This is a genomic window from Leifsonia sp., from assembly GCF_051955155.1.
Lineage (GTDB): Bacteria > Actinomycetota > Actinomycetes > Actinomycetales > Microbacteriaceae > Leifsonia.
In genome coordinates, this window is sequence record NZ_JBQCGZ010000148.1 from 1 (window position 1) to 12,178 (window position 12,178).

Here is a 12,178-nt window from a genome sequence, read left to right on the forward strand (position 1 = left end):
TCCCAGCTGAACCGTGGCCCCGAGCAGCGCGCCGACAAGCTCCCCGCCCTGAGCGACCTCCGCGAGTCCGGCTCGATCGAGCAGGACGCCGACGTCGTGATCCTGCTCCACCGCGAGTCCGCCTACGAGAAGGACAACCCGCGCGCGGGCGAGGCCGACCTGATCGTCGCCAAGCACCGCAACGGCCCGACCAAGACCGTCACCGTCGCCTTCCAGGGCATGTACTCCCGGTTCGCCGACATGGCGCCGATGTAGCGCGCGCTACTCCGAGACGCGGTCGCCGTCGAGCGCCGCTTGCGCGCCCGGTAGGCGGCCGAATTCGCGCGGTAGCCGCAGGCCGCCATGCCGCACCAGCGCCGGTTGCCACCGCGGGACTCGTCGAGGAAGGTGCGGGTGCAGCGGGTGCCCTCGCACCACGTGAGCCGGGCGACTGCGTGGCGACTGTGGTGGCGATGTTCACCGACACGGTCGTCTCCCGCGGTCGCAGCGCCCGCGAGAGCCGGATCATCCCCGAGAATGACGCGATGCACCACGAGCCGTGGGTGTAATGGAAAGGTGAACCCGATTCTCATCCCCCTCCTGCAGAGTGCGGGCGCCGTCGCTCTCGCGGTGGTGTCGTTCGCCTTCGCGTTCACCTGGCCGGTGCTCGCCGCCCCGATCGAACGTCTGGGCACCGAGCGTTCGCGGCTCGCCGCCTACGCCGGGCTCGGCGGGCTCCTGATGCTCGCCGGCGCCGTCGTCTACGTCGTCCCCGGGATGCTGCTGCGCGACGACCTCGGCATGGTCGTCGCCGTCCCGATCGCGGTGACCTGGGCCATCACCGCGGCCGGGCTGGTGGTCCGCGGGATGCTGCAGACCGGTGTCGCGCGCGTCGTCTCCGCGTCGTTCGCCGTCGTCGCCGCCACGGGCGCCGCGGCCGGCATCCTCACCGCGATCTGCGCGCACCACGCCATCGCCCGCAGCGTCCTGCCGACCGGCGGCTTCCTGCTCGTCGTCGCGGCGCTCGCCGCCATCGTGTTCTGGGCGCACTCGGACCGAGGCGTGGAGACCGCGCGCGCGTAGCGCCCCACGCGTTCGTGGCGACGGACGCTCAGACCGCGCTCTCCCCGGCGGGGAGCCTCCGCTCGCCGCGCCACCTCCTCGACACCCACACCACGCCGTATCCGGCGCAGAGGATCACCGCCGCGATCAGCACGATGTAGAAGGCGACGGACAGGTAGCCGTTCGCCGATGTCTGAGGGTTCAGGAAGGGATACGGGTACCACGGCTGCCTGCCGCTCACCGGGTCGGCGGCCAACGGCGCGCGGAGCAGCGTGTAGAGGGCCCACACGATCGGGAACCCCGCGATCCACCAGACCACGCGTCGCCGCAGCGGCGTGCGGCCGGGCGCGAGCAGCCAGTCCAGCACCATGTAGGCGGGCGCAACGACGTGCAGGACCTCGTTCGACCACGGCACCGTCGTCCCCTGCGGGAGCGGGATGTTGCGCAGCAGCAGGTTGTAGACGACGCCGGTGGTGAGCATGTAGGTGACCACGGCGGCGCGCAGCGCCGTGAACCAGCCCGGATCGTCGCCGCGGCGTGCGAACAGCAGCACGGATCCGATCGCCAGCACGACGACCGTCGCGACGTTGGACTCGATCGTGAAGAAGCTGAAGAAGTTCAGCACCAGGCCGGGGAGGCTCCCACCGGCGGCCGCGACATTCCGCAGACTCGTACCGAGCTGGGCGAGGATCGCCGCGAGGGTCAGCAGTGCGACCGCCGCACGCAGCACGCCGAAACCGATCCGCATCCCGCGATCGTACCGAGCAGGCGCATCGGCGCGCGGCAAACGCGCAGGAAGCCCACGACTAGACTGGGACGCGAAACCTGCATGAAAGAGGTCGCCGAGTGGCACCCGCCGTTCCTGCCCAGAATCCCGGGATTCCGACACCGATCCGCTACTGGGTCGTCCCCGCCGTGCGCGCTGTCGTCGCGCTCGCCGCGGCGGCTGTCGTCACCTTCACCCGGGACGCGCACACTCCCGAGTTCGGCCTGATCGTCTTCGGCGTGTTCGCGCTGCTCGACGGGCTCGCGGTCAGCGTCCTCACCGTGCTCTTCGCCCCGCGCGGCCTCACCCGCTCGCTGTTCGTCATCCAGGGCGCCATCGGCGTGGTCGCCGGCGTGCTCGCCCTCGCGCTGATGACCAGCGGCCTCGGCCTGTTCCTCTACCTCGTGACCGTGTGGGCGGCGCTCACCGGCTTCCTCGAGCTGTACAACGGCGTCCGCAACCGCGCGCATGATGCGGCGGCGCGCGACTGGCTCATCACCGGGGCGCTGACCGCCGTGCTCGCTCTGGTGCTGCTCTTCGTGCCCGCGGACGCGGTGCTCGCGATCGGGCTGTTCGGCGCGTGGGCCGTGATCGTCGGCGTCTTCCAGGGGATCGGGGCGGCGTCCCTGCACGCGGCGGCCCGCTCCGGCCGTGCCGCCGAGCGAGCGGAGAGCGGATCGTGACCAAGCGCGACAAGAAAGACCCGAGCGTGACCAGCAGCCTCGAACCGACCCGTCGCGACCGCTTCCTGCCCGCCGAGCTGCTCGGCATCTCGGGCGGACTCGGCGTGTTCGTCGGCCTCATCGTCCTCATCGCGACCCGCGAGTTCATCCTCGCCGGCGTGGCGCTCGGCATCGCCTTCATCCTGTCGCTGGTGCTGATGGCGCTGTTCGCCCTCGCGTTCAAGCCGACGGCGTCCGAGGTGGAGGACATCCACGAGCAGGACGTCGAGGCGGAGGCGAAGCGGGCCGCTGCCGCCGACGGGACCCGGCCGGATGGGGACGCCCCCCAGGACCGTCCCCGCGGTCACTGACCCGCGGCCGACCGTTTAGAGGCGGTCGACCAGCTGCGACGCCAGGCCGACGTACCCGGCGGGCGTGAGGGCGAGCAGGCGGTTCTTCGCCGCCTGACCGATCTCCAAGCCGTCCACGAACGCCGTCAGTGCTTCGTGGTCGACGCGCTTGCCGCGCGTCAGCTCCTTGAGCAGCGCGTACGGGTCCGAGATGCTCGAACGTCCCGCCGTCACCTCCGCGCGGATGACGGTCTGGATCGCCTCGGCGAGCACCTCCCAGTTCGCGTCGAGGTCCGCATCCAGGGCGTCCTGGTCGAGCGAGATCTGGCCGAGCCCGCGCTGGATGTTGTCCAGGGCGAGCACGGAGTGGCCGAGCCCGACGCCGATGTTCCGCTGCGCGCTCGAGTCGGTGAGGTCGCGCTGCATCCTGCTGGTCACCAGCGTCGCGGCGAGCGAGTCCAGGATCGCGCTGGAGAGTTCGAGGTTGGCCTCGGCGTTCTCGAAGCGGATCGGGTTGACCTTGTGGGGCATCGTGGACGAGCCCGTCGCACCGGGCTCGGGCGTCTGGCGGAAGTAGCCGAGCGAGATGTACGTCCAGATGTCCGTGCACAGGTTGTGCAGCACGCGGTTGGCGTGCGAGATCCGCGCGTAGAGCTCCGCCTGCCAGTCGTGCGACTCGATCTGCGTGGTCAGCGGGTTCCAGGTGAGCCCGAGGCTCGAGACGAACTCCTCGGAGATCGCCGGCCAGTCCGCCTCCGGCTCGGCCACGAGGTGCGCGGCGAAGGTGCCCGTCGCTCCGCTGAACTTGCCCAGGTACTCGGTCGCGTCGATCTGCTTCCGGATGCGCTCCAGGCGGTGCGCGAACACGGCGAGCTCCTTGCCCATCGTGGTCGGCGTCGCCGGCTGGCCGTGGGTGCGGGCGAGCATCGCCGCGTCCCGGTACTGGTTCGCCTGCGAGCGGAGCTCCGCGATGACCGCGCGGTACTTCGGCAGCCAGACCTCGTTGACGGCGGCGCTGACGGTGAGCGCGTAGGAGAGGTTGTTGATGTCCTCGCTCGTCGCCGCGAAGTGGGTGAGCTCGGCGATGCTGTCGAGCCCCAGCGCGTGCAGGCGCTCGCGCACGAGGTACTCGACGGCCTTCACGTCGTGCTTCGTCGTCGCCTCGAGCTCGGCGAGGCGGTCGATCTCCGGCTGGCCGAAGTCGTCGACGAGGGCGCGCAGCTGCCGCACCTGCTCGTCCGAGAGCGGGCTGGACCCGAACATCCGGTGGCCGGTCAGGTAGATCAGCCACTCCACCTCCACCTGCACGCGCGCTCGGTTGAGGCCGGCCTCGGAGAGGTGGTCCCCGAGACCGATCACGGCGGGACGGTAACGTCCGTCGAGCGGGCTCAGCGGCTGGGGAGGCAGGGCGGTCATGGGGCTCCTCGCGTGCGGTCGATGGGGGTTCGTCCCCTATTCTCCCGCACTCGCGCGGTCAGCGGCGCGACAGCGGACGCAGCACCAGCCCGATCAGCCACGCGATGATGCCGAGAACCAGCGCGCCGAGCACGCCCCACCAGAAGCCGTCGATGTGGAGCCCGAAGCCCATCGCGTCGCTGATCCAGGCGACGATGAGGAGCAGGAGGCCGTTCACGATGAACGAGATCAGCCCCAGCGTGAGGACGTAGAGCGGGAACGCGACCACGCGGATGACCGTGCCCACGATCGCGTTCACCACCCCGAAGATCACAGCGATGAGCAGGTAGGTCAGCACGGTCGCGGTGGTGCCGTCCGCATACGGATGCACCGAGACGCCGCTCACGATCAGAGTCGTGAGCCAGAGCGCGACGGAGTTGATGATGACCCTCAGAAGGAATCGCATGCCGTCATCCTCCCAGGACGAGCGTGATCGGAACAGGTACCACGGTACTGTTCGGGATCGTGGAGAGATTTCCCGCGCCTGTGGAGGAGCGCACCGGGCGGCGTGTGTACGCGCCGATGCAGTGGTGGCCCCTGCGTGTGATGAACCCGTGGCACAAGGCGGGGTTCCTCGTCTCGACGATCCTCGGTGGAGGCTCGCTCGCCTCGAGCGCCTACCTCGTCTTTCCGGCAGAGCCGGTCCACGTGGTGTGGTCCGTCGTCGCCACTGCGCTGGTCATCGTGCTGGCCCGGTCTTTTCGGGGAAGAGGCGAGCCTGTCGATCCGCCTCGACCGTGGTGGCGGCTGACGGCCTTTCCGCGGGCGAGCTGGTGGCTCGGCGTCTTCTATCTCGTCTCGACGCCCGCGGTGTTCGCGGTCGCCGAGGGGGCGGGTGACGTCGTGGATGCGATCACCAGCCTCTTCTTCGCCGCCGCGTTCCTGAATTGCGCCGCCCGATTGACCTTCTCTCGGACGCGATCCTGATTCCCCCACGGGAATGCACGCGCGGCTAAGTTGGGTCTGTGACTGACGAAGACACGCTGCGCGTGCGCCTGCGGCCCGAGATCGTGGCGGTCCCCGCCTACAAGCAGGGCCGGCCGGCACCCGCGGACGGCTTCAAGCTGTCGAGCAACGAGAACCCCTATCCCCCGCTCCCCTCCGTCGTGGAGGCGGTGACGGCGACCCTCGCCGACCTCAACCGCTACCCGAACGCCGGGGGCGCGGACCTGCGCGAGCGCCTCGCGGTGCGGCACGGCGTCGGCGTCGACCAGGTGCACCTCGGCAGCGGCTCCGTCTCGCTGCTCTCGCAGTTCATCATGGCGGCGGCGGGACCCGGCGACGAGGTCGTGTACTCCTGGCGCTCCTTCGAGGCCTACCCGGGACTCGTGACCGTGGCCGGCGCGACCAGCGTCCAGGTCCCGAACCGCCCGGACGGGCGTCACGACCTGCCGGCGATGGCCGCCGCGATCACGGACGCCACGCGCGTCGTCATCGTCTGCACGCCGAACAACCCGACGGGGACCATCGTCACCGCCGCCGAGTTCGAGGAGTTCATGGCGGCCGTGCCGTCCGACCTGCTCGTGCTGCTCGACGAGGCATACTACGAGTTCGTCACCGAGGACGACTCGGTCGACGGCATCCCGCTGCTGACCCGCTACCCCAACCTCGTCGTGCTGCGCACCTTCTCGAAGGCGTACGGGCTCGCGGCGCTGCGCGTCGGCTACGCGGTCGGCCCGGCGGCGGTGCTGGACGCGGCGCGGTCGGCGGCCATCCCGCTTTCGGTGACGGACGCCGCCCGGGTGGCGGCGCTCGCCTCGATCGAGGCGGAGGACGAGCTCATGGAGCGCGTGGCGCGCATCGCGATGCGGCGCGACCGGCTGCGGGATGCGCTCATCGAGCAGGGCTGGAACGTTCCGCAGGCGCAGGGCAACTTCGTCTGGCTGGCCACCGGCGACGAGACGCAGGCGGCGAACGACGCCTTCTTCGACGCCGGGCTCACCGTCCGGGCGTTCCCGCCGGAGGGCATCCGGATCAGCGTCGGCGAGCAGGAATCTGTGGAGAAACTCCTTGAAGTAGCCGCCGATATTGTGCGAGATCTACCAAATGGGCACGCAGGCAAGCGGTTAGGTTAGAACGGTGGTTGCGACGAACGATACCCCGCGCCCGGCGAACACCGTCCAGCTGCTGACCGCTGACGGCCGTTTCCAGCCGAGCGACCCGGCCGGCGAGTACCTCCCCTATCTGGAGAGGCTCGACGAGGACGACTACCGCCGCTTCTACCGCGACATGGTCAAGGTGCGTGCCTTCGACAACGAGGCGGCGAACCTGCAGCGCCAGGGCCAGCTCGGCCTCTGGGTGCCGAGTCACGGTCAGGAGGGCGCGCAGGTCGGCTCCGCGCACGCCGCGAAGCCGCAGGACAACCTGTTCCCGTCGTACCGCGAGCACGCGGTCGGCATGATCCGCGGGATCGACCCGGTCGGGATCATGGGGCTGCTGCGCGGGACGACGCACGGCGGCTGGGACCCGGCCGACCCCGCCGTGAACAACTTCCACCTGTACACGCTGGTGATCGGATCGCACACGCTGCACGCGACGGGCTACGCCATGGGCGTGAAGTTCGACGGCAAGGTCGGCACCGGCGACCCCGAGGTGGACGAGGCCGTCATCAGCTACTTCGGCGACGGCGCGACCAGCCAGGGCGACGTCAGCGAGGCCTTCGTCTTCGCGGCCAGCTACCAGACCCCGCAGGTCTTCTTCCTGCAGAACAACCACTGGGCCATCTCGGTGCCGGTGAGCACCCAGTCGCGTACTCCTCTTTATCTGCGCTCGAGCGGCTTCGGCATTCCGGGCGTCCAGATCGACGGGAACGACGTGCTCGCCGCCTACGCGGTGACCGCGAAGCACCTGGACGACGCGCGGAACGGCGAGGGACCGAGCATGATCGAGGCCCTCACCTACCGGATGGGCGCGCACACCTCGAGCGACGACCCGACCAAGTACCGCACCGACGAGGAGCTCGCCCACTGGGCAGAGCGCGACCCGATCCTGCGGTTCCGCGTCTTCCTCGAGCAGCAGGGCGTCGGCCAGGCGTTCTTCGCGAGCGCGGACGAGGAGGCGGCCGACCTGGCCGCGGACGTTCGCCGCCGCACGCTCGAGCTGCCGAACCCGCCGGCATCGAGCATGTTCGAGCACGTCTACAGTGAGCCGCATCCCGTGGTCGACGAGCAGCGACGGTGGCTCGACGAGTACGAGGCGTCCTTCGGAGGTGACGCATGAGCGACGTGAGGAGCGAGGCCGAATACGTGGAGGCCGAGCTGATCGAAGGCGACGAGCACCAGCACCAGCAGGACGGCGCGGGGCTCGCCGACACGCAGGCGATCGACGTCGTGGAGATCGTCGAGAGCGAGCCGGGCTCGCGCGTGCTCGAGGAGCACGTGGCGGAGCAGGAGTGGACGCGCGAGTTCACGATCGACGACGCGACGGTGGCCGCCGCCGAGGCCCAGGCCGAGGAGGACGCGGAGCAGGACGCTCGCGCGGACGCTGAAGTGGAGGCGGAGGCCGAGGTGCAGACCGAGCCGGAATCCGCCGCCGAGGCAGCGGCCGACGCCGCCCCCGCGGAGCCCGCCGCCCCCGCCGAGCCCGGGCCGCGCATCCAGAATCTGCCGATGGTCAAGGCGCTGAACGCCGGACTGCGTCGTGCGCTCGCCGAGGACCCCCGCGTCCTGATCATGGGCGAGGATGTCGGCCCGCTCGGCGGCGTCTTCCGCGTGACGGAGGGCCTGCAGAAGGAGTTCGGGCCGCAGCGCGTGCTGGACACCCCGCTCGCGGAGGCCGGCATCGTCGGCAGCGCGATCGGCCTGGCCATGCGCGGCTACCGTCCCGTGGTCGAGATCCAGTTCAACGGCTTCGTCTTCCCCGGTTTCGACCAGATCACCACGCAGCTCGCCAAGCTGACCAACCGGCACAGCGGCTCGCTGAAGATGCCCGTGGTCATCCGCATCCCGCACGGCGGTCACATCGGCGCGGTCGAGCACCACCAGGAGGCGCCGGAGGCGTACTTCGCGCACACCGCGGGCCTGCGGGTCGTGGCCCCGTCGACCCCGCACGACGCGTACTGGATGATCCAGGAGGCGATCGCCTCGGACGACCCGGTGATCTTCTTCGAGCCGATGAGTCGCTACTGGCCGAAGGGCGAGGTCGACACCGTCGAGAACCCGGTGCCGCTGCACGCCAGCCGCGTCGTCCGCACGGGCACCGACGCGACCGTCGTCGCGTGGGCCGGCATGGTCAGCGTGGCGCTGCGCGCCGCCGAGATCGCGGCCGAGGAGGGGCGCAGCCTGGAGGTCATCGACGTCCGCTCGCTCTCCCCCGTCGACTACGGCCCCATCGTCCAGTCGGTGCAGAAGACCGGCCGGCTGATCGTCTCGCAGGAGGCGCCCGGAACCGTCTCCGTCGGCTCCGAGATCGCCGCCGTCGTCGCGGAGAAGGCCTTCTACTCCCTGGAGTCGCCGGTGCTGCGGGTGGCCGGATTCGACACCCCGTTCCCCCCGGCGAAGCTCGAAGGCATCTACCTTCCCGACGCCGACCGCATCCTCGAGGCCGTGGATCGCGCGCTCGCCTACTGAGCGCGCCGATACGAAAGAAGTCGTACATGAGCGAGTCCCAGTTCCTGCTGCCCGATGTGGGCGAGGGCCTGACCGAGGCGGAGATCGTCTCGTGGAAGGTCGCGCCGGGTGAGAAGGTCGCCGTCAACCAGGTGATCGTCGAGATCGAGACGGCGAAGTCGCTCGTCGAGCTGCCGTCGCCCTTCGAGGGCACGGTCGGCGAACTCCTCGTGACCGAGGGCCAGACCGTCGAGGTCGGGACGCCGATCTTCACCGTGACGGGCGAGGAGGCCGCGCAGGCCGCTCCCGCGCAGCCGGTGAGCGAGGTGGCCGAGGCCGAGGCGGACACCGCGGCGAGCGTCTCGCACGAGACGGACGAGCCCAAGCCGGGCGCCGTCCTGGTCGGCTACGGGGCCGCCGGTCACGGCACCAGCCGCCGCCGTCGCGCGACGCACCCGGGCACCAGCTCGATCCCGGTCGTCTTCACACCCGCGCCCGCGCAGGCGGCAGCCCCGAGCGCCCCGGCGCCGGCCCCCGCTCCCGCGCCGCAGAGCGCGCCGGCCGCAGCGCAGGGCACGCCGGTCATCGCCAAGCCGCCGATCCGCAAGCTCGCCAAGGACCTCGGCGTCGACCTCTCCGCCGTCACCGCGACCGGTCCGATCGGCGACGTCACGCGCGACGACGTGCTGCGCGAGGCGACCCAGGCGAGCGTGTTCCGCAACATCCAGACGCCGGAGTGGCCGAACGACCGCGAGGAGCGCATTCCGGTCAAGGGCGTCCGCAAGGCGATCGCCACCGCGATGACGACGAGCGCCTTCACCGCGCCGCACGTGAGCCTGTTCGTGGACGTGGACGCGACGCGCACCATGGAGTTCGTCAAGCGCCTGAAGAACTCCGCCGACTTCGCGGGCGTGAAGGTGTCCCCGCTGCTGATCGTCGCGAAGGCGATCATGTGGGCGGTGCGCCGCAACCCGACGGTGAACTCGTCGTGGACGGACGAGGAGATCATCGTCCGGCACTACGTCAACCTCGGCATCGCGGCGGCGACGCCGCGCGGGCTGATCGTCCCGAACATCAAGGACGCGCAGGAGATGTCCCTGCTCGAGCTGGCCAGGGCGCTCGAGGAGCTCACCCTGACCGCGCGCGCGGGCAAGACGCCGCCGGCGGACATGGCGGGCGGCACGATCACGATCACCAACGTCGGCGTGTTCGGCATGGACACCGGGACCCCGATCCTGAACCCGGGCGAGGTCGGCATCGTCGCGCTCGGCACGATCAAGCAGAAGCCCTGGGTGGTCGACGGCGAGGTGCGCCCCCGCTACGTGACCACCGTCGGCGCCTCGTTCGACCACCGCGTGGTGGACGGCGACGTCGCATCGCGCTTCCTGGCCGACGTCGCCTCGATCATCGAGGAGCCGGCGCTGCTGCTCGACTGAGCGTGGACGCCGCCACGCGGGTGGGCGGGCTCGTCACGGCGTGACGACCACCTTGCCGCGCGCCCTGCCTGCTCCGATGTGCTGCACGGCCGCCGCGGTGTCCTCCAGCGCGTACGCCGTGTCGAGCACCGGATGGATGCCGCCGCTCGCCAGCAGCGCCCCCAACTCGCGCAGATCCTCCATTCGCTCCTTCGCGACCAGGCCGACCAGCCGCTGACGAGCGAACCGGTCGAGCAGCGCGGCGGCCGCGGTGCGCTGGATCCCTCCGATGAAGGCACCTCCCGCCTCCCCGCCGACCAGCACGACGGCGCCGTCCGGTTCCAGGATGCGGCGCAGGCGATGGAGCGGACGGTTGCCCGCCGTGTCGATGATCGCGTCGTAACGCGTCCCCTCGGTGAGCACGTCCGTCGTCGCGTAGTCGACGACGCGTTCGGCGCCCAGGCCGAGCACCAGCTCCGCCTTCGCCCGGCTGCAGACTCCGGTGACGACGGCACCCCTCCCGACGGCGAGTTGCACAGCGAAGTGGCCGACGCCTCCCGCCGCACCGAGCACGAGCACGCGATCGCCAGGACCCACCGCGGCCGCGGCGACGGCCTGCGCGGCGGTCACCCCGGAAACGGGGAGGGTCGCCGCCGCCTCGAAGGAGGCGTCGTCCGGCATCCGCACCAGCTCCGCTGCCTTCGCCACGACGAACTCCGCCAGCGCGCCGTCCGCCGAGCCGAACACGCGGTCGCCTTCCTGCCAGGCGCCGTCGCCGGAGGCCGCCTCGACGGTGCCCGCGAACGCCAGCCCGAGGGCCTGCGCCTTCGGCCCGCGCCAGCCGAATCCGATGATCCGCATGAGGTAGGGGCGGCCGGTGGTCAGGTGCCATGTCCCCGCGTCGACGCCCGCCGCCCTGACCCTGACGAGCACCTCGCCCGGCCCCGGCACGGGGAGGGGGACACGGCTCACGCGCACGGCGCCCGGCTCGCCGTAGCGCTCCGGCCTCACGGCCCGCATCGTCCCCGTCGTCGCACCTGCCTCCGGCGCACCAGCCGTCCCGTTCTCCATGATCGTGCCCTCCCTCAGTCTTCGGGGTACTGGAACACGTCGTCGAGCGGGACCCCGAACACCCGCGCGAGCTGGAACGCCATCTCGAGCGACGGCGAGTAGCGGCCCTGCTCGATGGCGATGATGGTCTGCCGGGTGACGCCCACCCGGTCGGCGAGCTCGGCCTGGGTCATCTCGCCCGCCGCGAACCGCAGCGCCCGGAGCGAGTTCGTGACGCGTGTCGCCCTCACCACGACGGCATCCCCCGGCGGTACGCGGCGAGTCGAGCGCTCGCGCCGACGACGGCGGAGAGTGCGAACGCCAGATAGACGGCGTTGGCGATCCAGAACCACGGCGCCTGGAACAGGGCGAGCACGAGCGCCGCCAATGCCCCGAGCACCACGAAGGACCCTCCGATCCGCTCGCCGAACGCGTGCACCTCTCTGTCGCGCTGGTCCCGCTTGTCACGGTCGCGACCGTTGGTGACCGAGATCACGATGCTCGCAACGATGTTGACGGCGATCGCGCCGCCGATCGTCGAGAGCAGCAGCGGCACGTACGCCTCTGCACCGAAAACGGCGAGCAGCACCAGGTAGGTCGCGTAGCCCACCGCGGCGGTCACCAGGAAGACCCAGGAGTTCTTCTCGTCGTACGACACGGCAGCATCCATTCATGTCTGGTTTCTTTTACATCGACGAATGTAAAGCAAAGTAGACATGGTGTCAACGGTGATAGACATCCTGAGTCCTGGATGCCATGCCGCGCGCTTCCCTCGCGGCGCGCTCCCTCGACTGATTTTGACAATCATTCTCAACAAGGGTTACTGTCGTAGAGTCCCGACCTCGACTTAGACAGGCACACCCGCCCAGGCAGAAGCGCCAGCTCCTCGCCA

The 12,178-nt window shown here is 70.5% G+C and carries 15 protein-coding genes and 1 pseudogene; 9 read left to right on the plus strand and 7 right to left on the minus strand.

All coding sequences use genetic code 11. From position 1 onward, the window contains the following. Positions 1-255: DnaB-like helicase C-terminal domain-containing protein (locus ACTHMF_RS16275; RefSeq protein WP_440319031.1), on the plus strand; the 255-nt coding region annotated here is incomplete at its 5' end. Between the two features lie 50 nt (positions 256-305). Here the strand turns inward: ACTHMF_RS16275 and ACTHMF_RS16280 are convergent. Further along, a pseudogene (locus ACTHMF_RS16280) lies at positions 306-413 on the minus strand (CGNR zinc finger domain-containing protein); the annotation flags it as partial. 142 nt (positions 414-555) lie between these two features. Here ACTHMF_RS16280 and ACTHMF_RS16285 point away from each other — a divergent pair. Further along, on the plus strand, positions 556-1,062 hold the full coding sequence (locus ACTHMF_RS16285; RefSeq protein ID WP_440319033.1) for a hypothetical protein: 507 nt from the start codon (positions 556-558) through the stop codon (positions 1,060-1,062). Positions 1,063-1,090: 28 nt separating this feature from the next. Here the strand turns inward: ACTHMF_RS16285 and ACTHMF_RS16290 are convergent, their stop codons facing one another. Continuing rightward, positions 1,091-1,789 carry a Pr6Pr family membrane protein gene (locus ACTHMF_RS16290; protein WP_440319035.1) on the minus strand — a complete coding sequence of 233 codons (699 nt, stop codon included), beginning with the start codon at positions 1,787-1,789 and terminating at the stop codon, positions 1,091-1,093. A 98-nt stretch (positions 1,790-1,887) separates the two neighbouring features. Here ACTHMF_RS16290 and ACTHMF_RS16295 point away from each other — a divergent pair, with 98 nt between their 5' ends. Further along, positions 1,888-2,490 carry a DUF308 domain-containing protein gene (locus ACTHMF_RS16295; RefSeq protein WP_440319036.1) on the plus strand — a complete coding sequence of 201 codons (603 nt, stop codon included), beginning with the start codon at positions 1,888-1,890 and terminating at the stop codon, positions 2,488-2,490. Next, entirely contained in the window at positions 2,487-2,840 is a 354-nt protein-coding gene (locus ACTHMF_RS16300) for a hypothetical protein (protein WP_440319037.1), read from the plus strand. Before ACTHMF_RS16295 ends, ACTHMF_RS16300 begins: the two co-directional genes overlap by 4 nt. Before the next feature lie 15 nt (positions 2,841-2,855). Here ACTHMF_RS16300 and purB read toward each other — a convergent pair whose 3' ends face one another. Together purB and ACTHMF_RS16310 are read right to left on the minus strand one after the other, a co-directional pair. Then, positions 2,856-4,235 (minus strand): adenylosuccinate lyase, encoded by a 1,380-nt coding sequence (purB, locus tag ACTHMF_RS16305; RefSeq protein ID WP_440319038.1) that lies wholly within the window; start codon positions 4,233-4,235, stop codon positions 2,856-2,858. Positions 4,236-4,293: 58 nt separating this feature from the next. Then, positions 4,294-4,680 (minus strand): phage holin family protein, encoded by a 387-nt coding sequence (locus ACTHMF_RS16310; protein ID WP_314146138.1) that lies wholly within the window; start codon positions 4,678-4,680, stop codon positions 4,294-4,296. 80 nt (positions 4,681-4,760) lie between these two features. Here ACTHMF_RS16310 and ACTHMF_RS16315 point away from each other — a divergent pair, with 80 nt between their 5' ends. From ACTHMF_RS16315 to ACTHMF_RS16335, 5 genes are all read left to right on the plus strand, one after another. Further along, positions 4,761-5,201: a hypothetical protein gene (locus ACTHMF_RS16315; protein ID WP_440319040.1), complete on the plus strand. Its 441-nt coding sequence runs from the start codon at positions 4,761-4,763 to the stop codon at positions 5,199-5,201. Positions 5,202-5,239: 38 nt separating this feature from the next. Continuing rightward, positions 5,240-6,349, plus strand: a complete 1,110-nt coding sequence (locus tag ACTHMF_RS16320) for a pyridoxal phosphate-dependent aminotransferase (RefSeq protein WP_314146136.1) — start codon at positions 5,240-5,242, stop codon at positions 6,347-6,349. 4 nt (positions 6,350-6,353) lie between these two features. Further along, positions 6,354-7,493 carry a pyruvate dehydrogenase (acetyl-transferring) E1 component subunit alpha gene (pdhA, locus tag ACTHMF_RS16325; protein ID WP_314146134.1) on the plus strand — a complete coding sequence of 380 codons (1,140 nt, stop codon included), beginning with the start codon at positions 6,354-6,356 and terminating at the stop codon, positions 7,491-7,493. Positions 7,494-7,882: 389 nt separating this feature from the next. Beyond that, positions 7,883-8,842 carry an alpha-ketoacid dehydrogenase subunit beta gene (locus tag ACTHMF_RS16330; RefSeq protein WP_440319046.1) on the plus strand — a complete coding sequence of 320 codons (960 nt, stop codon included), beginning with the start codon at positions 7,883-7,885 and terminating at the stop codon, positions 8,840-8,842. Between the two features lie 26 nt (positions 8,843-8,868). Further along, on the plus strand, positions 8,869-10,257 hold the full coding sequence (locus ACTHMF_RS16335; RefSeq protein WP_314146133.1) for a dihydrolipoamide acetyltransferase family protein: 1,389 nt from the start codon (positions 8,869-8,871) through the stop codon (positions 10,255-10,257). 33 nt (positions 10,258-10,290) lie between these two features. On the opposite strand, the gene ACTHMF_RS16340 is transcribed toward ACTHMF_RS16335, so the two are convergent. From ACTHMF_RS16340 to ACTHMF_RS16350, 3 genes are read right to left on the minus strand one after another with little or no spacing between them, the layout of a single operon-like run. Then, the gene (locus ACTHMF_RS16340) at positions 10,291-11,307 is read right to left on the minus strand and encodes an NAD(P)-dependent alcohol dehydrogenase (protein ID WP_440319043.1); all 1,017 of its coding nucleotides are present in this window, start codon (positions 11,305-11,307) and stop codon (positions 10,291-10,293) included. 14 nt (positions 11,308-11,321) lie between these two features. After that, the gene (locus tag ACTHMF_RS16345) at positions 11,322-11,540 is read right to left on the minus strand and encodes a helix-turn-helix transcriptional regulator (protein ID WP_314146131.1); all 219 of its coding nucleotides are present in this window, start codon (positions 11,538-11,540) and stop codon (positions 11,322-11,324) included. Next, complete coding sequence (locus ACTHMF_RS16350; RefSeq protein ID WP_440319045.1) at positions 11,534-11,944, minus strand: hypothetical protein; 411 nt, start codon at positions 11,942-11,944, stop codon at positions 11,534-11,536. The genes ACTHMF_RS16345 and ACTHMF_RS16350 overlap by 7 nt, the downstream gene beginning before the upstream one ends. Positions 11,945-12,178 lie beyond the last annotated feature (234 nt).

Excerpts from the sequence above, each read along its gene's own strand:
- ACTHMF_RS16290 (WP_440319035.1), bottom strand. The coding sequence starts at position 1,789 with ATGCGGATCGGTTTCGGCGTGCTGCGTGCGGCGGTCGCACTGCTGACC.
- purB (WP_440319038.1), bottom strand. The coding sequence starts at position 4,235 with ATGACCGCCCTGCCTCCCCAGCCGCTGAGCCCGCTCGACGGACGTTAC.
- ACTHMF_RS16310 (WP_314146138.1), bottom strand. The coding sequence starts at position 4,680 with ATGCGATTCCTTCTGAGGGTCATCATCAACTCCGTCGCGCTCTGGCTC.
- ACTHMF_RS16330 (WP_440319046.1), top strand. The coding sequence starts at position 7,883 with ATGGTCAAGGCGCTGAACGCCGGACTGCGTCGTGCGCTCGCCGAGGAC.
- ACTHMF_RS16335 (WP_314146133.1), top strand. The coding sequence starts at position 8,869 with ATGAGCGAGTCCCAGTTCCTGCTGCCCGATGTGGGCGAGGGCCTGACC.
- ACTHMF_RS16340 (WP_440319043.1), bottom strand. The coding sequence starts at position 11,307 with ATGGAGAACGGGACGGCTGGTGCGCCGGAGGCAGGTGCGACGACGGGG.